This window comes from Micromonospora sp. WMMD714, assembly GCF_029581315.1.
GTDB lineage: Bacteria > Actinomycetota > Actinomycetes > Mycobacteriales > Micromonosporaceae > Micromonospora > Micromonospora rifamycinica.
Window position 1 is genome coordinate 600030 of sequence record NZ_CP120744.1, and the last position, 21896, is coordinate 621925.

Sequence of the window (21896 nt, forward strand, 5' to 3'; positions counted from 1 at the left end):
GCAGGTGGTCACGCGGGCGGTGCGCCGGGTCGGGCTCTGGCGGCCCGCCCGACCGGGGTGGATCAGTGGAAGAAGTGCCGGGTGCCGGTCAGGTACATGGTGACGCCGGCCTGCTGGCAGGCGGCGACGGTGTCCTCGTCGCGGATCGAGCCGCCGGGCTGGACGATCGCCTTCACCCCGGCGTCGATCAGGATCTGCGCGCCGTCGGCGAACGGGAAGAAGGCGTCGGAGGCGGCGACGGAGCCCCGGGCGCGCTCCGCACCGGCCCGGCTGACCGCCAGCCGGGCCGAGTCGACCCGGTTGACCTGACCCATCCCGACCCCGACCGAGGCGCCGTCCTTCGCCAGCAGGATCGCGTTGCTCTTGACCGCGCGGACCGCCCGCCAGGCCAGGGCCAGGTCCCGCAGGGTCGCCTCGTCGGCCGCCTCGCCGGTGGCGAGCTTCCAGTTGGCCGGGTCGTCGCCCGCGGCGTCGAGCTGGTCCCGCTGCTGCACCAGGACGCCGCCGGTGACCTGCCGCCACTCGGCCGGCAGCGGCGCGAAGGCCGGGGCGCGCAGCAGCCGGATGTTCTTCTTGCCCTGGAGGATCTCCACCGCGCCGGGCTCGAACTCCGGTGCCACCAGCACCTCGGTGAAGATCTCCGCGACCTGCCCGGCCAGCTCCACCGAGACCGGCCGGTTGACGGCGATCACGCCGCCGAAGGCGGAGACCGGGTCGCAGGCGTGCGCCCTGCGGTGCGCCTCGGCCACGTCCGCGCCGACGGCGATGCCGCACGGGTTGGCGTGCTTGATGATCGCCACCGCCGGCTGGTCGGGGAAGTCGTTCGCGGCCCGCCAGGCGGCGTCCGCGTCGACGTAGTTGTTGTAGGACATCTCCTTGCCGTGCAGCTGCTCGGCCTGGGCCAGCCCGGCCGGGCTGGCCGGGTCGGCGTAGACGGCGGCGCCCTGGTGCGGGTTCTCGCCGTAGCGCAGCGTCGCCTGCCGACGCAGGGCCAGCCCGGCGAAGTCCGGCCAGCCCTCGGCGGCCGGGGCCAGGGTGGTGGCGAACCAGTCGGCGACCGCCACGTCGTACTCGGCGATGTCGGCGAACGCGCGGGCCGCCAGCGCCCGGCGCTGGGCCAGCGTGAAACCGCCCTCGGCCAGCGCGGCGACCAGCGCCGGGTACGCGGCCGGGTCGGTCACCACGGCGACCGATGCGTGGTTCTTGGCGGCGGCCCGGACCATCGCCGGCCCGCCGATGTCGATCTGCTCGACGCACTCGTCCGGGGACGCGCCGGAGGCGACGGTGGCCTGGAACGGGTAGAGGTTGGAGACCAGGACGTCGATCCCGGCGATGCCGTGCTCGTCGAGCTGCGCGGCGTGCGACTCCTTGCGCAGGTCGGCCAGGAGCCCGCCGTGGATCCTGGGGTGCAGGGTCTTGACCCGGCCGTCGAGGATCTCGGGGAAGCCGGTCACCTGCTCGACCGGGGTCACCGGCACGCCCGCGCCGGAGATCGTCGACGCGGTGGAGCCGGTCGAGACGATCTCCACCCCGGCCTCGTGCAGCGCACGGGCCAGCTCGACCAGACCACTCTTGTCGTAGACGCTGACCAGCGCCCGCCTGATCGGGCGACGGGAGTCCTGCGGGGCACTCACGGAACGGTGACCTTTCTTCCGGTGATCGTCCAACCTGCACGAACCAGCCGACCGACCTGCTCGACGAGCTGGCGGCGCTCGGCTTCCTTGATGCGCTCGGTGAGCGTCTCCTCGTCGTCGTCGTCGCGGACCGGCACGGCGACCTGCGCGACGATCGGGCCGGTGTCCATCCCGGCGTCGACGAAGAAGAGGGTGGCCCCGGTGATCTTGACGCCGTAGGCCAGCGCGTCCCGGGGACCGTGGATGCCGGGGAACGCCGGCAACAGGGTGTTGTGCGTGTTCAGGTAGCGGTCGCCGAAGGCCGCCAGGAACTCCGGCCCGACCAGCTTGAGGAAGCCGGCGGAGATGACCAGGTCGGGCCGGTGCGCGGCGACCCGGGCGGTGAGGGCGCCGTCCCAGTCCGCGCGGGTCGGGTGGTCCTTCACCCGCTCGACGAAGGTCGGCACCCCGGCCGCGGCGGCCCGGTCCAGGCCGGCGATGCCGTCCCGGTCGGCGCCGACGGCCACCACCCGGGCACCGTAGGCGGGGTCGGCGGCGGCGTCCAGCAGCGCCTGGAGGTTGCTGCCGGAGCCGGAGACGAGGACGACGAGGCGGGCGACGGACGCGGGCTCGGTCACCGGGCCACCCTAGCGGGCAGGTCGGGACGCCCATCTGGCGGGCAGCGACGTTTCGGGTGATCACGCATGTCGCTCCGGCACGATACGCTGCCGGTCGCCCGGTGGCCGGGCCACGTCCGGCCGCCGCACTCTTACCAATGATCAGGTACGGACGCCGTACCGACGTTAACGAGGAGCACCACGATGCAGCCCGGCTACCCCAACCCGCAGCAGCCGATCAACAACAACATGACCGCGTCGATCGTGGCCATCTTCTTCTTCTGGCCGCTGGCCATCCCCGCCATCATCAACGCCTCGAAGGTCAACCCGGCCCTCCAGCAGGGCGACTACGCGGGCGCCGAGGCCGCCGCCCGGGAATCCAAGAAGTGGTCGAAGCTGGCCTTCATCATCGGTGGGGTCTGGCTCGTCATCGTGCTGCTCTGCTGCATCTTCGGTGGTGTGATGGGCGCAATCGACGGCAGCACCAGCACGAGCAGCTACTGACGGACCACGACTGAGGAGCACCCGCCATGCAGCCCGGAAACCCCGGCCAGGACCCGTACGGCCAGCAACCCCCGCACGACCCGTACGGGCAGCAGCCTGCCCCGGGCCAGCCGCAGGACCCGTACGCCGCGCCACAGGCGCCGTACGGTCAGCAGCCGCCGGCTCCATACGGTCAGCAGCCGCCGGCGCCGTACGGGCAGCAGCCGCACGACCCGTACGGCCCCCAGCCCACGTCGGGCCAGCCGTACGGCCAACCCGACCCGTACGGCCAGCCCGTCGGAAAGGACCCGTACGGGCCGCAACCGTACGGCGCGGCCTCGTACCCGGGGGCCGGCTACCCGGCGCCCCAGGGGCAGCAGAACACCCTCGGCCTGGTGTCGTTGATCCTCGGCATCGCCTCGATCCCGCTGGTCTGCTGCGCCTTCCTCGGCATTCCGGTCGGCATCGGCGCGGCGGTCACCGGCTGGCTGGGCATGCAGAAGGCGAACCAGGGTCTGGCCAGCAACGGCGGCCAGGCCAAGGCCGGTCTGATCTGCGGCGCGGTGGCGGTCGGGCTGGGCCTCCTGCTGGTGCTCCTCAACATCGTCGGCTCCTTCACGCTGCCCACCTCGCCCTGACCGGGCGCGACATCGAGGGGCGTCCCGGCACCGTCCGGGGCGCCCCTCGCCGTGTCGGCCGGCGCTGCGGGACCACGGTGCGGGCGCCACGGGACCACGGGGGGTCGGTGCACGGATCGGCCCGGTCGAGGGTCTCGCACCGGGCACGGCGACTCGGCCCCCGGCGGGACACGGGCGCGGCGACTCAGCCGCCCCGGCGGGACACGGGCGTGGCGACTCAGCCGCCCCGGCGGGACACGGGCGCGGCGACTCGGCCGCCCGGCCGGACATCGGGCGCGGCGACTCAGCCGCCCGGCGGGCCGCTCAGTCTGGCACCGGGCGTGCCGGTCGGTCCCCGGTCGGGTGGCGTCGGTCCCCCGGCGGATGGCGTCGGTCGCCGGTCGCGTCGGGCCGGTCCTGGGGTGGCCGGGGGCGGCCGACAGGCGGCCGTGGCCGGGCGGGTGGGCGGGGCGCGGTCGACGGGCGGTCGAGCGCCTTGGCGGCGGCGGCCCCGAGCAGCGCGCCGACCGTGACCACGGCGGCCGCCACCGCCGCCACCTGCCAGGGCACCGGGCCGATCTCGGCCAGCCGGCCGCCACCGAGCGGGCCACCGGAGGCCGCCGCGGCCAGTCCGAGGACCAGGCCGGCCACCGGGCCGGCGAGCGCCGCCGGGACGAGCAGCGCGGCCCAGCCCGCGGTGGGGCCGTCCGCGGCGTCGGGGCGGAGCAGCCGGCGGCCGAGCAGCCAACCGGCCGCCATGCCGGCCAGTACTGGCACCGCCAGCAGCGCCGCCCCGAGCCCGTCGACCGGGCCACTGGGCAGTCCGGCGAGCAGCGGCACGGCCGGCAACGACCCGACGGAGACCTCGCTGAGCCGTACCGCCGTGTCGGTGCCGACGGCGAACCCGGGACCGAGCAGGTAGGCGGTCGACCAGACGGCGGCGTTCGGCACGTAGGCGAGGCTGACCAGGGTGATCCCGGCCTGGCCGGCGACCCCGGTCCGGTAGGCCCCGATCAGGTCGGCGGCGTCTCCCCCGGCGCTCACCACCGCCAACCCGGCCGCCCCGGCCCCGGCCCCGAGCAGTAGCAGACCCGTGACCAGGCCGGTGCGGACGCCCTCGCGCAGCACCGTGGGCGCACGGGCCGCGACCAGGGTGGCCACTCCGGTGGTGCGCGCCGCCCCGAGCAGGGCCGCCAGCGTGCCGAAGAACAGCAGGGTCGACCCGGCCCGCACCGGGGACACCCGCAGGCCGGCATCGTCGACCAGCAGCGCGGCCAGCACGCCGAGCAGGGCGTACCCGGTGCCGACGGCGACCGCGACGGCGATCGCCTGCCGGGGGGACCGGCCGCCCCGGGCGCCCACCGCCCGGCTGGCGTGCACCCCGGCCCGGCACAGCCGCCAGAACGCGAACACGGCGAGCGTCAGCGGGACGAGACCGAGCGGGCCGGCGGTGGTCTGCAACGGCACCCCGTGGCCGAGCAGCCAGCCGGCCAGCCCGGCGCGCAGCGCACCCGGCACCGAGCCGGCGTCCTCGCTGAGCTGGGCCGACCCCAGCACCAGCGCCACCGGCAGGTAGGAGGTGACGGCGGCTCCGGCGGCGGCCACCCCGGCGGCGACCGGCAGCGGTGCCCGGGAACGCCCGGACCGCTCCGGCGCACGGGCGGCGGACGCCCGGGGCGGCCCGCCGGCACGACCGGGCGGCCGCCCGCCGGCACGGACACCGGCGGGACGGCGTGGCTGATCAGGGGTGGTCGGGGACATCGGGTCTACTCTGGCACGTTGGACCGGTGGCGGCTGCCCGTCCGGGCCGCGCGGAGCCGGCGAGTTCCGTGATCCACCGCCCCCGGCCGCCGATCCGGTCTAGCCTCGGCGCAGGGACTCGACCGAAGTCGGGGCACCGATCGCCCGGAGGAAGCCGTGAACGCCTCGTACCCACCTCCCCCGCCGCCGGCTGCGGCCGGGCGGGACCGCACCACGCTCTGGGGGGTGCTCGGCATCGTCCTCGGCCTGATCTGCTGCGGCATCCTGGGCATCATCTTCGGCTACCTGTCGATCCGGGACGCCAAGCGGTACGGCCAGTCGCCGGTCCTCGGCTACCTGGCCATCGCGTTCGGCGTGATCAACATCATCGGTACGGCGATCTGGCGGGCCAGCGGGACGTACCCGCTCTGGAACGACTGAGGGCCGACCGTCGACGGTCGGCCCCCTCGATGGTGCGCCCCGGTCCCGGACCGGCCTCGGTGGTGTGCCCGACCCCGGCCGGGCGGACAGCCCGGTCACCGTCGGGCCGCCCGGCCGGTCGGGGTGGCCGGTTCGGCCGGGCGGTGTGGTCGGCGGCTCAGCGGCCGGACATCAGCTCCCGCATCAGCCTGGCGGTCTCGGTCGGGGTCTTGCCGACCTTGACGCCGACCGCCTCCAGCGCCTGCTGCTTGGCCTCGGCGGTGCCCGCCGAACCGGAGATGATCGCGCCGGCGTGCCCCATGGTCTTGCCGGGGGGCGCGGTGAAGCCGGCGATGTAGCCGACCACCGGCTTGGTGACGTTGTCCTTGATGAAGTCGGCGGCCCGCTCCTCGGCGTCGCCGCCGATCTCGCCGATCATCACGATCGCGTCGGTGTCCGGGTCGGCCTCGAACGCGGCGAGGGCGTCGATGTGGGTGGTCCCGATGATCGGGTCACCGCCGATGCCGACGCAGGTGGAGAAGCCGATGTCGCGCAGCTCGTACATCATCTGGTAGGTCAGCGTGCCGCTCTTGCTGACCAGGCCGATCCGGCCGGAGCCGGTGATGTCGGCCGGGATGATGCCCGCGTTGGCGGCGCCCGGCGAGGCGATGCCGGGGCAGTTCGGCCCGATGATCCGGGTCTGCTCACCCTTGGCCACGTTGTACGCCCAGAACGAGGCGGTGTCGTGCACCGGCACGCCCTCGGTGATCACCACGGCGAGCGGGATGCCGGCGTCGATCGCCTCGACCACCGCCCCCTTGGTGAACTGCGGCGGTACGAAGATCACCGTGACGTCCGCCCCGGTCTCCCGCATCGCGTCCGCCACGGAGGCGAACACCGGCAGCTCGGTGCCGTCGAAGTCGACGGTGGTGCCGGCCTTGCGCGGGTTCACCCCGCCGACGACCGAGGTGCCGGCGGCGAGCATCCGCCGGGTGTGCTTGGAACCCTCGGAGCCGGTCATCCCCTGCACGATGACCTTGGACTCCTTGGTCAGCCAGATCGCCATCGTCAGACCCCCGCAGCTGCCAGCTCGGCGGCCCGCTCGGCCGCGCCGTCCATGGTGTCGACCCGCTGCACGAGCGGGTTCTCGGCGCCGTCGAGGATCGCCCGACCGGCCTCCGCGTTGTTGCCGTCGAGCCGGACCACGAGCGGCTTGGTGACCTTCTCGCCGCGCTCCTCCAACAGGGCCAGCGCCTGGATGATGCCGTTGGCGACCTCGTCGCAGGCGGTGATGCCGCCGAAGACGTTGACGAAGACGCTGCGCACCGACGGGTCGGAGAGCACGATCTCCAGGCCGTTGGCCATCACCGCGGCGCTCGCGCCGCCGCCGATGTCGAGGAAGTTGGCCGGCTTGACGTTGCCGTGCCGCTCGCCCGCGTAGGCCACCACGTCGAGGGTGGACATGACCAGACCCGCGCCGTTGCCGATGATGCCGACCTCGCCGTCGAGCTTGACGTAGTTGAGGTCCTTCTCCTTGGCGGCCTGCTCCAGCGGGTCCACCGCGGCCTGGTCGACCAGGGCCTCGTGGTCCGGGTGCCGGAAGCCGGCGTTCTCGTCCAGGGTGATCTTGGCGTCGAGCAGCAGCAGCGTGCCGTCACCCGTCTTGGCCAACGGGTTCACCTCGACCAGGGTGGCGTCCTCGGCGACGAACGCCTTCCACAGCCCCACCGCGACCGACACCACCTGGTCGGCGACCTCGGCCGGGAAACCGGCCGCGTCGACGATCTCCCGGGCCTTCGCCTCGTCGACGCCCTCGACCGCGTCGATCGGGGCCTTGACCACCTTGTCGGGGGTCTCGGCGGCGACCTGCTCGATGTCCATGCCGCCGGCCACGCTGGCGATGCAGAGGAAGGTGCGGTTCGCCCGGTCGAGCAGGTAGGAGAAGTAGTACTCCTCGGCCACGTCCGCGGTCACCGTGATCATGACCTTGTGGACGGTGTGACCCTTGATGTCCATGCCGAGGATGTCGGTGGCCCTGGCCACCGTCTCGTCGGCGCCCTCGGCCAGCTTGACGCCGCCGGCCTTGCCTCGGCCACCGACCTTCACCTGCGCCTTGACGACCACCCGACCGCCGAGGCGTTCGGCGATCGCGCGGGCCTCCTCCGGGGTCGTGGCGACGCCGCCGGCGAGCACGGGCAAGCCGTGCCGCTCGAACAGGTCCCGCCCCTGGTACTCGTACAGGTCCACGATTGCGCGTCCCGTCCCGTCTCCGCGGCGCGCCGTCGCGCCGCCGCCAGCGTTGTGAAACTCCGTTGACGCCTGTCATCAGTTGAAACAGGCCATTGGCCGCAGCCTAGCGAGGTGGGCACCGGCGGCAACCGAGCGGGTGCGCGGTGTGCGGTAATGCACAGCGCGCCGTGGGCGACTCGCCGACGGCACAGAACCGTCCACAGGTTGTCCCGTGTGATGCGTAACCCCACCGTACGGGCGTCGTTGAGTCTGATGTCGGAGCGCTGATCAGCGCGAAGACGGGAGCGGCCGATGCCCTGTCGGTCGAGGGGTGGCGGCGGGGCATCGTGCATAGAAGGGCCGGGCGTGTGAGGGGTGCGTCCGGCCCTTCACCCTGCCCGGAATCGCCACCGCGCCGTAGTCGGCCGACCACCCGGCGACACCCGCACGCACCCCACCGGTCCGGTACGACCCGGAAGCCCTCCGGTACGACCCGGACACCCGGGTTCGTCAGGAGACCGGCTGCGCCACGTTGGCCCGGACCCACTCGACGATCGCCTGGGTGGTGGCGCCCGGGGTGAAGATCTTCGCGACGCCGAGCTCCACCAGCTCGGGAATGTCGGCGTCGGGGATGATGCCGCCACCGAAGACGACGATGTCCCGCGCGTCGCGCTCGGCGAGCAGTTCCAGCACCCGGCGGAAGAGCGTCATGTGTGCGCCGGAGAGCACGGAGAGGCCGACCGCGTCGGCGTCCTCCTGGATGGCGGTCTCGACGATCTGCTCCGGGGTCTGGTGCAGCCCGGTGTAGATGACCTCCATGCCGGCGTCGCGCAGCGCCCGGGCCACCACCTTGGCGCCCCGGTCGTGCCCGTCGAGGCCCGGCTTCGCGACGACTACCCGAATGCGAGAGCTCATCAGGCGCACACCTTTCCCGGCTTCGCGGCTACCAGCTGAACGAACGGTAACCCACCCCACGGGGGCACCGGAGCTGGGCCGGGACGCCTACCGTCCGGGCGCGTCGACCGGAAGCCGGACGCCTCCGCCGAACGGTCACAGTGCGCGACGAACGGGCAGGAAGAGGGACGGCCGTCCGGTGCCTCGGGCTATGACAATGCAGCACGGAAGCGGACATTTTGCATCGACGCCCCGGCGCTGCCGCTTGTGACCGAAGCGGCGGAGGGCTAACGTGTCCACGGTTGTCATCAGGTCCACGGACGGGTGATGACGCGACCGCCGACCGTTCGACCGGCAACACCGAACGGACGGAGATCGCATCGGATCCCCGACAACGGAGGGTGTGCGTGCGCCAGCGCCTGTCGTCTGAGCCCGATAGATATCGCGGCCGTCGCCGTGTACCCACCCCGCCACGGAGCCGCTACGCGGCGGTCGTCACCAGCGCGTTCGTCGGTGCCGGCATCGTCGCGCTCGGCGCGGGGGCGATGCCGGACGCCAAGAGCGTCAGCCCCTCGGTGCTCGACGAGCTCCGACAGGCCTCGATCACCAGCCAGGACGCCGCCGCGCGGGCCGACGCCGCCGACCGGGCCACCCGGAGCGACGCCCGGGGCGCCGAGGCGGGCACCACCGCGCAGGACCCGTGGCTGCTGCCCATGCAGGGCTACGACTTCAACTCCCCGTACGGCGTGCGGTGGGGCAAGCTGCACACCGGCATCGACCTGGTCGCCCCGGAGGGCACCCCGTACGTGGCCATCCACGCCGGCACGGTCACCAAGGCCGGCTGGTTCGGCGGCTACGGCAACGCGGTGATCGTGCAGCACGCCGACGGCAGCGAGGCCATCTACGGGCACTCCTCGGCGGTGAGCGTGCACGAGGGCCAGCAGGTCAAGGCCGGTGACCAGCTCGGCCTGGTCGGCAACACCGGTCACTCGTACGGCGCCCACCTGCACCTGGAGGTCCATGTCAAGGGGCAGCCCCTCGACCCGGTGCCGTGGCTCCAGGAGCGCGGAGTGGACATCAAGCTGCAAGTCGAGGCGTACTACACCGAAGCAGCCGCCTCCTGACGCTCGGTAACGCCTGTTCACCGCCCGGATCTGCGGATCCGGGCGGTTCTGTTTGTGGCCAAGTCTGCTGCGTCACACGCCGCGGTGTGACCGAGGGCACGTCAGGGTCCTACCGTGCAACAGGTCAGACGCCACCCGGGCGGGACATAGCCGGGCAGGCCGCCGCGGCACCCGGGTTACCAGTTGGTACCCCTACCCGGCCCGGCGCACTTCGACACCCAGGATGGTCCGGGTCCGAAACCCCCTGAGTAGTTGAAGGTCCACCGTGCAGGAAGACAACAACCGCCCGGACGACGGCACCACCCGCGACCAGAAGCCCACCCGCACCGGCCCCGGAGCCCGGATCTCGGCCGCCGTGGTCCGGCACCGACGGCGTCACCCGCGGGGCGTACGCACCCTGGCCGTCGGCGTCGCCGCACTGGTCGGCCTCGGCCTGGCCGGGGTCGCCACGGTCACCACCCTCGACCGGGACGGCACCCCCGAACCGGCGGCCGTCGCGCTCGACGCCCGGGAGCGGGCCGAGGCCGCCGCCCGCGCCGACCGGTCCGCCCGCGAGTCGGCCGCCCCGGCCAGCCCCACCGCCGGGCCGACCCCCACCACCGCCAGCCCCACCCCGACGGCCACGGCGACCCGGAAGGCCGTCGCGAAGCCGAAGGTCACCGCGAAGCCGAAGGTCACCACGAAGCCGAAGGTCACCGCCAGGCAGGCGACCACGCCTAAGCCGAAGCCGTCCTGGGTGATCCCGATGGCCGGTGCCGCGATCACCTCCTGCTACGGGCAACGGGGCGGCGCGCTGCACGCCGGCATCGACTTCGCCATGCCGGCCGGCACGCCGATCCACGCCGCCGCGGCGGGCACCGTGGTCAAGGCCGGTGACGCGGGGGACGGCTACGGCATCTCGGTCTTCCTCGACCACGGCAACGGCTACCTGACCCACTACGCCCACCAGAGCAGCGTGAAGGTCGCCGTCGGGGACCGCGTCGGCGTCGGCGAGGTGATCGGCTACGAGGGCTCCACCGGCGACTCCACCGGCCCGCACCTGCACTTCGAGGTGCACCAGGGGCAGATGTGGAACCAGATTGACCCGGCGCCGTTCCTGCGCGCCCGGGGCATCGACGTGGCCTGCTGAGCCGGCCCGCCGAGGTGGTCGGCCCCGCCCCGGTCGGGGGCGGGGCCGACCGCTCAGAGCTTGTCGAGCGGGGCGTGCCGCAGCACCAGCCACATGGTCTGGTCGCCGAAGTCGATCTGCGCCCGGGCGCTCGGTCCGTGCCCCTCCACCGCGAGCACCCGGCCCAGCCCGTAGCGCTGGTGGTTGACCCGGTCGCCGGCCGACACCTTCGGCCCCTGTGGCAGCTCGCTGGCGGTGGCCAGCCGGCTGGCGTCCACCCCGAGTCGCTTCGCCAGTTCGGCGGCTCTCGGCGTACCCCCGGTGAAACCGCCGCGCCCGCCGGGCGCACGGTCCGCCCGGCCGCCGACGCCACCGCCTCCACCGGCCCACGAGGTGTACGTGCCCTCGGTGCGCTCCCAGCGGACCAGCTCCGGCGGCAGCTCCTCCAGGAACCGGGACGGCGGGTTGTAGGACGGCTGCCCCCAGGCCGAACGGGTCACCGCCCGGGAGAGGTAGAGCCGCTGCCGGGCCCGGGTGATCCCCACGTACGCCAGCCGGCGCTCCTCCTCCAGCTCCCGGGTGTCGCCCAGCGAACGCAGGTGCGGGAAGACACCGTCCTCCAGGCCGGTCAGGAAGACCACCGGGAACTCCAGCCCCTTGGCGGTGTGCAGGGTCATCAGGGTGACCACGCCCTGGTGGGGCACGGCGTCGTCCGCCTCGGCGCCGTCAGGTGACGAGCCCGGTTGGACCGGGATCTGGTCGGCGTCGGCGACCAGCGCCACCTGCTCCAGGAAGCCGGCCAGGGTGGCCCGCTCGTCGTCGGCACCCAGCGCCTCGATCCGCTCGGTGTACTCCCGGGCGACGCTGACCAGCTCCTGGAGGTTGTCGACCCGGCCGGCGTCCTGCGGGTCGAGGCTCTCCTCCAGCTCGGTCAGGTAGCCCGAACGGGTCAGCAGCGCCTCCAGCACCTCCTCCGGGGTGCCCTCCTCGGCCAGCTCGCGGGCACCGTCGAGCAGCGCGACGAACTCGCCGATGGAGTTGGCGGCCCGGGTGGAGATGCCCGGCGCCTCCCGTGCCCGGCGCAGCGCCGCGCCGAAGGAGATCCGGTCCCGGCCGGAGAGCGCCTCGACGCACGCCTCGGCCCGGTCGCCGATGCCCCGGCGGGGGGTGTTCAGCACCCGGCGGAGGCTGACCGTGTCGTCCTCGTTGACCACCGCGCGCAGGTAGGCCAGCGCGTCCCGGACCTCCTTGCGCTCGTAGAAGCGCACCCCGCCGACCACCTTGTAGGGCAGGCCGACCCGGATGAACACCTCCTCGAAGACCCGGGACTGGGCGTTGGTGCGGTAGAAGACGGCCACGTCACCGGGGCGGGTCTCCCCCGCGTCGACCAGCCGGTCGACCTCCCGGCCCACCCAGTCGGCCTCGGCGTGCTCGGTGTCGGCGACGTAGCCGACGATCTGCTCGCCCGCCCCGGCGTCGCTCCACAGCCGCTTGGGCTTGCGGGAGGTGTTCCGGTCGATCACCGCGTTGGCCGCGTTGAGGATGGTCTGGGTGGAACGGTAGTTCTGCTCCAGCAGGATCGTCCGGGCGTCGGTGAAGTCCCGCTCGAACTCCAGGATGTTGCGGATCGTGGCGCCCCGGAACGCGTAGATCGACTGGTCGGCGTCGCCGACCACGCACAGCTCGGCCGGCGCGATCCCCTCGGTGCCGGCGACCAGCTCCTTGATCAGGGTGTACTGCGCGTGGTTGGTGTCCTGGTACTCGTCGACCAGGACGTGCCGGAACCGGCGACGGTAGCTCTCCGCGACGTGGGGGTGCGACTGGAGCAGGTGCACCGTCGTCATGATCAGGTCGTCGAAGTCCAACGCGTGCGACTCGCGCAGCCGCCGCTGGTAGAGGGTGTACGCCTCGGCCAGCGCCCGCTCGTTGGGCCCCTTGGCCCGGCCGGCGAACTCCTCCGGATCGACCAGCTCGTTCTTGAGGTTGGACACCTGGGCGGCCAGCCCCCGGGCCGGGTAGCGCTTCGGGTCGAGATCCAGCTCCCGGGTGACCAGCTGCATCAACCGGCGGGAGTCGTCGGCGTCGTAGATGGAGAAGGTCGACTTGAGGCCGGCGTGCTCGTGCTCGGCCCGCAGGATGCGGACACAGGCGGAGTGGAACGTCGACACCCACATCAGCCGGGCGCGCGGCCCGACCAGGTGGGCCACCCGCTCCTTCATCTCACCGGCGGCCTTGTTGGTGAAGGTGATCGCGATGATCTCGCCGGGGTGGACGTCCCGCGCGGCGAGCAGGTAGGCGATCCGGTGGGTGAGCACCCGGGTCTTGCCGGAGCCGGCCCCGGCCACGATCAGCAGCGGCGAGCCGGCATGGGTGACCGCGTCCCGCTGCGGGCTGTTCAGGCCCTCCACCAGTTCCTGCGGGTCGAGACGGCGGGCCGGACCGGGGCGGCGCGGCGGGACCGACGCGGGCTCGGGCTCGGCGGGGGACGCGGGGATGTCGAAGAGAGGATGCATCGCCCGGCGAGTCTATGCCGTGGGCCGGACACTTCCCGCCACGCACACCCGGAAGGTCGTCGAGCCCGCCACCCGGTTCACCGCAGACCCGGTGTCCTGCCCATTATCCCACCGGCGTCGTCGTGGATCATCAGGGGTTGCGGCGACCGGCCGGCCCGGTCGTCGCTAGGTTCCCGGCATGCTTGCCGATGTCCAGGAGAACGTCGATGTGCTGATCGTCGGCGGCGGCCCGGTCGGGTTGCTGCTCGCCGCCGAACTGGTGCTCGCCGGTGTCCAGCCGGTGGTGCTCGAACAGTTGCCCGAGCGCAGCACCGCCTACCGGGCCAACGCCCTGATCGGCCAGGTGGTCCGGTTCCTCGACCACCGAGGGTTGTACCGGTCGCTCGGTGGCCGTGGCGACCGGCCGCAACCGGCCGCGGCGTTCCTGTTCGGCGCGCTGCCGTTGAGACTGTCCGGGATCGCCGAGAACCCCCTGTACGGCCTGCAGATCCCTCAGGAACGCCTCGAATCGTCACTGGAACAGTGGGCGCGCGATCTCGGGGTGGATGTCCGACGCGGGCACCGGCTGCGGGAGCTGCACCAGGACGACACCGCGGTGACCGTGCAGGTGCAGGGACCCGACGGCGGTTACCAGGTACGCGCCAGGTATCTCGTCGGATGCGACGGCGCCCGCAGCGAGGTACGCCACAGGATCGGTGTGCCGTTCTCCGGTTCCATCGATCCGAGCGTCGTCTCACGCGCCGCGCACGTCACCGTGCCGGGTTCGTCGATCGACACCGCCACCGCCGCGATCGTGCTGCCCGACGGTGACCGGATCGGCATGTACGCCTGGCACCGCACCGAGCGCGGTGCCTACGTCGTGGTGCCGCACGGACCCGGCGTGTCGATGGTCTCGGTGATCGAGTGGGACGGTCCCCCGGCCACCGACGACATCCCGGTCAGCATCGAGGAGGTACGCGCCAGCCTGCACCGGGTCCTCGGCCGGGACCTGCCCCTCGCTGCGCCGGCCACCCCGGGGCCGCACCTACTGCGCCGCAGGTACGCCGCCAACGCCCGGGTCGCGGACCAGTACCGGCGCGACCGGGTGTTCCTCGCCGGAGATGCCGCCCACGTGCATCCCGCAGTCGGTGCACCCGGCCTCAACCTCGGGCTCCAGGACGCGGCCAACCTCGGCTGGAAACTCGCCGCGCAGGTGCACGGTTGGGCGCCATCCGGATTGCTCGACAGCTACCAGGCCGAGCGCCGTCCCGCCGCCGAGCGGGTCACCATGCAGACCCGGGCCCAGTTGGCGCTCATGGCTCCCGGATCGGCGGTCACCGCCCTGCGTCAGGTCGTCGCCGAACTGCTGGACAACCCCGTCGTCACCGGACAACTCGCCGACCTGCTGGCCGGCTCGGACGTCCGCTACCGGATACACCCCGGCACCCCCCATGCGCTGACCGGACGGTTCGCTCCCGACCTCGCGCTCCGGATCGGCTCCCGCGACACCCGGCTGGCCGAGCTCCTGCGGCCGGGCCGGCCGCTGCTGGTCGACCTCACCGGCGTCGGTGGCCTCGCCGAACTGACCGAACCGTGGCGCGACCGCATCGCATTCGTCGCCGGCCACGCACCGGCGCCACCCGCCGACGCCCTGCTCGTCCGACCGGACGGCTACGTCGCGTGGGCGCGCGGCCCGGACGGTGACGACGATCTGCTCGGCGCGGTGGAAACCTGGTTCGGTGACCCGCGGGGACACCGCCCACCGGCCGGAGCGCCACCGCCGCCGCCCGACGACGGCACCGACCCGGACTGAGACGAAGCTGTCACGGTGGCCCCACTGGCATCTTCGTCCCCGAGGCGCGACGATGACGCGGGAAATCCCCATCTGCTCCCCCGAAGACGACTTGGGAGAACAACCATGAGTCAACCGCGCTCGCGCGGTCGGGCCGTGCTGCGTCACCTCGCCGCGCCGGCCCTCGCCCTGGCTGTCGTGGCCAGCCTGCCCAGCACCGGCCGCACCACCACGCCGCCGGCCGACGCCGCGTCCGGGGCCGGTCTCGCCCCGGTCGCCGTCTCGTACGCCACCACGACCGGTGGCGAGGTCAAGGGCCAGTTCCTCAGCTACAACGACTTCCACGGGGCGATCGACCCGCCCGGTGGAAGTGGCGCCACCGTCAACGGCACCCCGGCCGGTGGGGTGGAGTACCTCGCCACCTGGCTCAAGAAGCTGCGCGCCGAGGCCAAGGCCGAGGGCCGGGTCACCACCACCGTCGGCGCCGGTGACCTGATCGGGGCCTCCCCGCTGGTCAGCGCCGCGTTCCACGACGAACCCACCATCGAGCTGATGGACCAGATCGGCCTGGACGTCAGCTCGGTCGGCAACCACGAGTTCGACGAGGGCGTCAAGGAGCTGCTCCGGATCAACAAGGGCGGCTGCCACCCGGTCGACGGCTGCCAGGACGGCGACGGCTTCGCCGGGGCGAAGTTCACCTACCTCGCCGCCAACACCATCAACAAGAAGACCAAGCTGCCGATCCTGCCCCCGATCGACGTGAAGTTCGTCGGCGGCGTGCCGGTCGGTTTCGTCGGGGTCACCCTGGAGGGCACCCCGGGCATCGTCAACCCGGCCGGCATCAAGGACGTCACCTTCGCCGACGAGGTGCAGACCGCCAACAAGTGGGGCGCCGTGCTCAAGCTCTTCGGGGTCAAGGCGATGGTCCTGCTGGTGCACGAGGGCGGCACCCAGTCCGCGCCGCCGACCACCCCGGGGGTCTCCGACTGCGCCAACTTCTCCGGCCCGATCGTCGACATCGTCAAGGGCCTGCGGCCGGAGTTCGGCGTGGTGGTCTCCGGGCACACCCACCGCTTCTACTCCTGCTCGCTGCCGAACTCCTCGGGCAAGCCGAGCGTGGTCACCAGCGCCGGCAACAACGGCCAGCTGGTCACCGACATCGACTACTCGCTGGACCGGCGTACCGGCCGGTTCACCGGCATCACCGCGAAGAACGTGGTCGTGGAGAACGGCGTGCGCAACGCCGACGGCACCTGGCAGCAGACCGGGGGCGTGTTCGCCAAGAACCCGGCCCTGGTCGACCCGGGCGCGAAGACGCTGGCCGACAAGTACCGCACGGCGGTCGCCCCGATCGCCAACCGGGTGGTCGGGAAGATCAGCGCGGACATCGTCCGGGACGCCCGGCCCAACGGGGAGAGCCCGATGGGCGACGTGATCGCCGACGCGCAGCTGGCGTACACGAAGGGCGACGGGGCGCAGCTCGCGCTGATGAACCCCGGCGGCGTCCGGGCCTCCCTGTCGTACGGGGCGTCGATCGGTGGCGAGGCACCGGGTGAGGTGACCTACGGCGAGGCGTTCACCGTGCAGCCGTTCAACAACCTGGTGGTCACCCAGACGTTCACCGGTACTCAGCTCAAGAACGTGCTGGAGCAGCAGTTCGTCGGCTTCAACGGGCAGACCACCCAGCGCATCCTCCAGCCGTCGGCGGGGCTGACCTACTCGTACGACAGCACCGCCCCGGCCGGCTCCCGGGTCAGCGCGCTGGCCCTCAACGGCACCCCGGTCGACCCGGCGGGCAGCTACCGGGTCACCACGAACGACTTCCTCGCCAACGGCGGAGACGGGTTCTCCGAGCTGGCGGGCGGCGCGGGCCGGACCACAGCGCCCGGCTTCGACGTGGACGCCCTGGTGGCGTACCTGGCCGCCGGGGAGCCGGTGGCCCCCACCGCGGCCGACCGCATCACCCGCCTCGGCTGACCGGACGGGAGGGATCCCTGGTCATCGCGCGTACGCGCCGACCAGGGATCCCTCCCACCGGTGGCCGGGATGTGCTTGCGCGCAACGGCCACCGGTCGGCATACTCGACGGCGTGTCCGATCGGCGTTCCTACTTTTACTACGGCACCGGGAGTCCGGCTGCCGTGGGTCGCGCCTGATCGACAGGACCTACGAAAGCCCCGGGCTCGGAGAGCCCGGGGCTTTTTCGTCCCGGGATCCGAACACCGGGCCCGAGACCCGAGGGGTACGACGATGATGACTGACGTGGTGGAGTCCAGCGGTGTCCCCGCGCGGCACGACGACCCGGCTCCGGCCGACCCGATCGGCACCGACCCGGGAGACGCCGACCTGATCGGCACCGGCCCGGGAGACGCCGGCCCAGGTGACGTCGGCCCGATCGGCGCCGGCCCGGCGGGTGCCGATCCGGGCGACGTCGCGGCCCGCACCGGTACCGGTGACACGGCGGCGGCCGAACGGATCGTGGCGATCCGGCAACGGATCGACGAGATCGACCGTACGCTCATCGCGCTCTGGCAGGAGCGTGCGGCGCTCTCCCAGGAGGTCGGGGTGACCCGGATGGCCTCCGGGGGCACCCGGCTGGTGCTCTCCCGGGAACGGGAGATCCTGGAGCGCTTCCGCAGCGAACTGGGGGCCGACGGCACCCAGCTCGCGCTGCTGCTGCTGCGGGCCGGACGCGGACCGCTGTAGCCCCCCGGACGGGGCATGACGAACCGCCTGCCACCATCGGGCTGACGGTGGCAGGCGGCCCGGGTGTCTCATGCCTCGTGGGTGGCGACGATCTCGCGCTTCTCGGCGAAGTGGCAGGCGCTCGGGTGGTCCGAGCCGGAGCGGATCTCCAGCAGCGGCGGCTGCTCGGCACAGAGGTCCTGCGCCTTCCAGCACCGGGTGCGGAACCGGCAGCCCGAGGGCGGACTGATCGGCGACGGCACGTCACCGGTGAGCCGGATGATCGCCTTGTTGTCCCGCAGCGTCGGGTCCGGCACCGGCACCGCCGACAGCAGCGCCTGGGTGTACGGGTGGGTCGGCCGCTCGTAGATCTCGTCCTCGGTGCCGATCTCCACGATCTTGCCGAGGTACATCACCGCGACCCGGTCGGAGAGGTGCCGGACCACCGACAGGTCGTGCGCGATGAAGACGTAGGACAGGCCCAACTCGTTCTGGAGCTGCTCCAGCAGGTTCATCACCTGGGCCTGGATCGAGACGTCCAGGGCGGAGACCGGCTCGTCGCAGACAATCACCTCGGGACGCAGGGCGAGCGCGCGGGCGATGCCGATGCGCTGCCGCTGGCCACCGGAGAACTGGTGCGGGTACCGGTGGATGTGCTCCGGGTTGAGGCCCACCAGGTCGAGCAGTTCCCGGACCTTGTCCCGGCGGCTGCCCTTCGGCGCCACCTCCGGGTGGATCTCGAACGGCTCCCCGATCAGGTCACCGACCGTCATCCGCGGGTTCAACGAGGTGTACGGGTCCTGCATCACCAGCTGGATCTGCCGGCGCAGCCGCCGCAGCGCGCCACCGGAGAGCTTGGAGATGTCCTGACCCTTGTAGTACACGCTGCCGGAGGTCGGCTTCTCCAGGTTCATCAGGACCCGGCTCAGCGTCGACTTGCCGCAGCCCGACTCGCCGACCACGCCCAGCGTCTCGCCGGCCTTCAGCTCGAACGAGACGCCGTCGACCGCCTTGACCTGGCCGATGGTCTTCTTGAGCACGATGCCCCGGGTGACCGGGTAGTGCTTGACCAGGTCACGGACTTCGATGATGGGATCAGTCACGGTTCACCAGCTCCTCGGCGAAGTGGCAGGCGCTGGCCCGGCCGGGGCGGATCTGCAGCAGCGGGGGGAGCTTCTCCCGGCACACCGGCTGCGCCATCGGGCAACGCGGGTTGAACGGGCAGCCCGGCGGGATGTTCATCAGGTTCGGCGGCAGGCCCTTGATGGTCCGGAGCTGCTGGCCCTTCTCGTCGAGCCGGGGGATCGAGTTGAGCAGGCCGTGGGTGTACGGGTGCGCAGGCTTGGCGTACAGGTCGTAGACGTCGGCTTCCTCGACGATCCGGCCGGCGTACATGACCGCGATCCGGTCCGCGACGTCGGCCACCACGCCGAGGTCGTGGGTGATCAGGACCATGCCCATCCGGCGCTCCCGCTGGAGTTCGCCGAGCAGGTCCATGATCTGGGCCTGCACGGTCACGTCCAGCGCGGTGGTCGGCTCGTCCGCGATCAGCACCTCCGGGTCCAGCGCCAGCGACATGGCGATCATCGCGCGCTGCCGCATACCGCCGGAGAACTGGTGCGGGAAGTTGCTGAACCGGCCCTTGGCATTCGGGATCTTGACCTGGTCGAGCATCTCGATCGCCCGCTTCTTGGCGTCCGAGCGGCTCATCCCGCGCCGTACCCGGAACTGCTCGGCGATCTGGAAACCGACGGTGAAGACCGGGTTCAACGCGGAGAGCGAGTCCTGGAAGATCATCGCGATGCCCTCGCCGCGGATGCGGCGGCGTTCCTCGGCGGACATGGTGAGCATGTCCTTGCCGTGGAAGCGGACCTGACCACCGGTGACGAAGCCGGGCGGCATGTCCAGGATGCCCATGACGGTCTGCGCGGTGACGCTCTTGCCGGAGCCGGACTCGCCGAGCACGGCGAGGGTTTCCCCCGCGTCGACGTGGTACGTGACCCCGTTGATGACCTTGGCGACGCCGTCCCGGGTGCGGAACTCCACCCGCAGGTCGTCGACCTCGAGCAGTCGGCCCGAGGGGCGACCGGGTCCGTCGGCGCCCGGCGCGGACTGCTCGGAAACGAGAATCTCGGACAACTCAGTTCCCCTATCGGAGCTTCGGGTCGAGGGCCTCGCGGACGGCCTCACCGAGCATGACGAAGCTCAGCACGGCGGTGACGAGGAACGCGGCGGGGAAGAAGAGCAGGTAGGGCGCGACGCGGATGTAGTTCTGCGCCTCACTGATCATGATGCCCCAGGACACCACCGGGCTCTTCAGGCCGACACCCAGGAAGGAGAGCGTCGCCTCGGCGCCGATGAAGGAGCCGACCATGATCGTCCCGTACACCAGCAGCGGAGCCAGACAGTTCGGCAGCAGGTGCTTGAGGATGATCCGGCCCGTCCCCGCACCCAGCGCGCGGGCCGCCATGATGTAGTCGGCCTCCTTGGTGGACAGCACCGAGGAGCGCATCAGTCGCATCACGACCGGCCAGCTCAGCAGCACCAGCGAGGCGATCACCAGGCCCATGATCTGCCACTTGCTGTTGCTCGTCCCGGACCCGTTGAACGTGGTCAGGATGACGATCGCACCGAGTACGAACGGCAGGCCGAAGAAGACGTCGGCGATCCGGGAGAGCAGCGCGTCCACCCAGCCGCCGCGGTAGCCGGAGACGACCCCCATCAGGCCACCGAAGAGCAGCGTGCCGGCCACGGACAGCAGCGCCACCACGACGGAGGCGCGGGCGCCGTAGATGACCCGGGCGTAGACGTCGCGGCCCTGCACGTCGTAGCCGAACCAGGCCGTCGAGGAGGGCTTGCCCAGGCTGTTGTCGAGGGTGCCGTTCACCGCGTCGCCGGAGCTGAACAGCGACGGGACGGCCGCCATCGCGATGAACAACAGGATGAAGAAGGCCGAGATCCAGAACAGCGGCTTGCGGCGCAGGTCACGCCAGGCGTCGCCGAGCAGACCGCGGGGCTTCTCCTTGCGGGCGCTCTCCGGCAGGCCGGCGTCCGCGGGGGCGCCGATCTGGCCGGGCTGTTCGGCACGGGGGGTGCTGACGATCGAGGCGGTAGAGGGGTCACTCATAGCGGATCCTCGGGTCCAGGGCGGCGTAGAGCAGGTCGACCAGCAGGTTCATCAGCAGGTAGACCAGCACCAGCACCACCACGATGGAGACAACGGTAGCGCTCTCCTTGGTGACGATCGACCGGTAGACCTGCCGGCCGATCCCGTTGATGCCGAAGATGCCCTCGGTGACGATCGCACCGCCCATCAGCGCACCGAGGTCGGTGCCGAGCAGGGTGACCACCGGGATCAGCGAGTTGCGCAGCAGGTGCACCCCGACCACCCGGCGCATCGGCAGACCCTTGGCGATCGCGGTACGCACGTAGTCGGCCCGCCGGTTCTCGGCGATGCTCGTCCGCGCCACCCGGGCGATGTACGCCGTCGACGCGCTACCCAGCACGAAGCCGGGGATGATCAGTTCGGAGAGCAGCATCTCGCTGGAGACGGTCGGCTTGACGAGGCCCCACTGCACGCCGAAGAGCCACTGGAGCACGAAACCGACCACGAAGACCGGCAGTGCGATCAGGAACAGCGTGGAGACCAGCACCAGGTTGTCCAGGAAGCCGTTGCGACGCAGACCGGTCAGCACGCCGGCGGTGAGGCCGATGACCGCCTCGATGACCAGCGCGACCAGGGCCAGCTTCATCGTGTTGGGGTACGCCGTCGCGATGATGTCGTTGATCGACTGGCCGCTGTACGTCTGCCCGAAGTCGCCCTTGAGGAGGTTCTGCATGTAGATCGCGTACTGGACGAACACGTTCTCGTCGAGGCTGTACTTCTCCGTCATGAAGTCGACGTAGGCCTGCGGACACTTCCGCTCACCGCACTTGCCCGCGAAAGGGTCGCCCGGCACGGCCCAGACGAGTGCGTAGATCATGAATGTGGTGCCGATGAACACCGGCACGAGTTGGAGCAGCCGTCTCAAGAGATAGCGGCCCATGGGGTGGTCCTCCAGACAGGGGGCGCGTCGGACGGCC

The 21896-nt window shown here is 72.0% G+C and carries 18 protein-coding genes and 1 pseudogene; 8 read left to right on the plus strand and 11 right to left on the minus strand.

What is annotated here, in order from left to right; all coding sequences use genetic code 11:
- Window positions 1-62: 62 nt before the first annotated feature.
- Together purH and purN are read right to left on the minus strand one after the other, a co-directional pair.
- Window positions 63-1634 carry a bifunctional phosphoribosylaminoimidazolecarboxamide formyltransferase/IMP cyclohydrolase gene (gene purH / locus O7625_RS02690; protein ID WP_282344084.1) on the minus strand — a complete coding sequence of 524 codons (1572 nt, stop codon included), beginning with the start codon at window positions 1632-1634 and terminating at the stop codon, window positions 63-65.
- The gene (purN, locus tag O7625_RS02695) at window positions 1631-2251 is read right to left on the minus strand and encodes a phosphoribosylglycinamide formyltransferase (RefSeq protein WP_067312415.1); all 621 of its coding nucleotides are present in this window, start codon (window positions 2249-2251) and stop codon (window positions 1631-1633) included. Before purN ends, purH begins: the two co-directional genes overlap by 4 nt.
- A gap of 183 nt (window positions 2252-2434) precedes the next feature.
- On the opposite strand from purN, the gene O7625_RS02700 reads away from it, so the two are divergent.
- Together O7625_RS02700 and O7625_RS02705 are read left to right on the plus strand one after the other, a co-directional pair.
- Complete coding sequence (locus tag O7625_RS02700) at window positions 2435-2734, plus strand: CD225/dispanin family protein (RefSeq protein ID WP_067312412.1); 300 nt, start codon at window positions 2435-2437, stop codon at window positions 2732-2734.
- Between the two features lie 26 nt (window positions 2735-2760).
- Window positions 2761-3351 carry a hypothetical protein gene (locus tag O7625_RS02705; RefSeq protein WP_282344087.1) on the plus strand — a complete coding sequence of 197 codons (591 nt, stop codon included), beginning with the start codon at window positions 2761-2763 and terminating at the stop codon, window positions 3349-3351.
- Between the two features lie 462 nt (window positions 3352-3813).
- On the opposite strand, the pseudogene O7625_RS02710 reads toward O7625_RS02705, so the two are convergent.
- A pseudogene (locus tag O7625_RS02710) lies at window positions 3814-5091 on the minus strand (DUF6350 family protein); the annotation flags it as partial.
- Between the two features lie 156 nt (window positions 5092-5247).
- Here O7625_RS02710 and O7625_RS02715 point away from each other — a divergent pair.
- A complete protein-coding gene (locus O7625_RS02715; protein ID WP_067312405.1) occupies window positions 5248-5511 on the plus strand; it encodes a hypothetical protein in 264 nt (87 codons plus the stop codon).
- A 157-nt stretch (window positions 5512-5668) separates the two neighbouring features.
- Here O7625_RS02715 and sucD read toward each other — a convergent pair whose 3' ends face one another.
- From sucD to O7625_RS02730, 3 genes are all read right to left on the minus strand, one after another.
- On the minus strand, window positions 5669-6556 hold the full coding sequence (gene sucD, locus O7625_RS02720; protein ID WP_282344092.1) for a succinate--CoA ligase subunit alpha: 888 nt from the start codon (window positions 6554-6556) through the stop codon (window positions 5669-5671).
- Between the two features lie 2 nt (window positions 6557-6558).
- The gene (gene sucC, locus O7625_RS02725) at window positions 6559-7737 is read right to left on the minus strand and encodes an ADP-forming succinate--CoA ligase subunit beta (protein WP_067312399.1); all 1179 of its coding nucleotides are present in this window, start codon (window positions 7735-7737) and stop codon (window positions 6559-6561) included.
- Window positions 7738-8229: 492 nt separating this feature from the next.
- The gene (locus tag O7625_RS02730) at window positions 8230-8634 is read right to left on the minus strand and encodes a cobalamin B12-binding domain-containing protein (protein WP_067312423.1); all 405 of its coding nucleotides are present in this window, start codon (window positions 8632-8634) and stop codon (window positions 8230-8232) included.
- A 386-nt stretch (window positions 8635-9020) separates the two neighbouring features.
- Here O7625_RS02730 and O7625_RS02735 point away from each other — a divergent pair, with 386 nt between their 5' ends.
- The gene (locus tag O7625_RS02735; protein WP_067312395.1) at window positions 9021-9737 is read left to right on the plus strand and encodes a M23 family metallopeptidase; all 717 of its coding nucleotides are present in this window, start codon (window positions 9021-9023) and stop codon (window positions 9735-9737) included.
- Window positions 9738-10092: 355 nt separating this feature from the next.
- A complete protein-coding gene (locus O7625_RS02740) occupies window positions 10093-10866 on the plus strand; it encodes a peptidoglycan DD-metalloendopeptidase family protein (RefSeq protein ID WP_282346787.1) in 774 nt (257 codons plus the stop codon).
- 53 nt (window positions 10867-10919) lie between these two features.
- Here the strand turns inward: O7625_RS02740 and pcrA are convergent, their stop codons facing one another.
- Complete coding sequence (gene pcrA, locus O7625_RS02745) at window positions 10920-13358, minus strand: DNA helicase PcrA (protein ID WP_282344095.1); 2439 nt, start codon at window positions 13356-13358, stop codon at window positions 10920-10922.
- Window positions 13359-13536: 178 nt separating this feature from the next.
- On the opposite strand from pcrA, the gene O7625_RS02750 reads away from it, so the two are divergent.
- The 3 genes from O7625_RS02750 to O7625_RS02760 all read left to right on the plus strand — a co-directional run bounded on the left by O7625_RS02750 (window position 13537) and on the right by O7625_RS02760 (window position 17834).
- On the plus strand, window positions 13537-15150 hold the full coding sequence (locus tag O7625_RS02750; protein ID WP_282344097.1) for an FAD-dependent monooxygenase: 1614 nt from the start codon (window positions 13537-13539) through the stop codon (window positions 15148-15150).
- A gap of 105 nt (window positions 15151-15255) precedes the next feature.
- On the plus strand, window positions 15256-17106 hold the full coding sequence (locus tag O7625_RS02755; protein WP_282344098.1) for a bifunctional metallophosphatase/5'-nucleotidase: 1851 nt from the start codon (window positions 15256-15258) through the stop codon (window positions 17104-17106).
- Window positions 17107-17522: 416 nt separating this feature from the next.
- Window positions 17523-17834 (plus strand): chorismate mutase, encoded by a 312-nt coding sequence (locus O7625_RS02760; RefSeq protein ID WP_231932857.1) that lies wholly within the window; start codon window positions 17523-17525, stop codon window positions 17832-17834.
- Window positions 17835-17902: 68 nt separating this feature from the next.
- Here O7625_RS02760 and O7625_RS02765 read toward each other — a convergent pair whose 3' ends face one another.
- Genes O7625_RS02765 through O7625_RS02780 form a run of 4 tightly spaced genes read right to left on the minus strand, consistent with a single transcriptional unit; the run spans window position 17903 to window position 21859 of the window.
- The gene (locus O7625_RS02765) at window positions 17903-18916 is read right to left on the minus strand and encodes a dipeptide ABC transporter ATP-binding protein (protein WP_089004152.1); all 1014 of its coding nucleotides are present in this window, start codon (window positions 18914-18916) and stop codon (window positions 17903-17905) included.
- Window positions 18909-19943, minus strand: a complete 1035-nt coding sequence (locus tag O7625_RS02770; protein ID WP_067309779.1) for an ABC transporter ATP-binding protein — start codon at window positions 19941-19943, stop codon at window positions 18909-18911. The genes O7625_RS02765 and O7625_RS02770 overlap by 8 nt, the downstream gene beginning before the upstream one ends.
- A 19-nt stretch (window positions 19944-19962) precedes the next feature.
- The gene (locus O7625_RS02775; RefSeq protein ID WP_067309771.1) at window positions 19963-20940 is read right to left on the minus strand and encodes an ABC transporter permease; all 978 of its coding nucleotides are present in this window, start codon (window positions 20938-20940) and stop codon (window positions 19963-19965) included.
- Complete coding sequence (locus O7625_RS02780; RefSeq protein ID WP_067309768.1) at window positions 20933-21859, minus strand: ABC transporter permease; 927 nt, start codon at window positions 21857-21859, stop codon at window positions 20933-20935. Before O7625_RS02780 ends, O7625_RS02775 begins: the two co-directional genes overlap by 8 nt.
- Window positions 21860-21896: the final 37 nt, after the last annotated feature.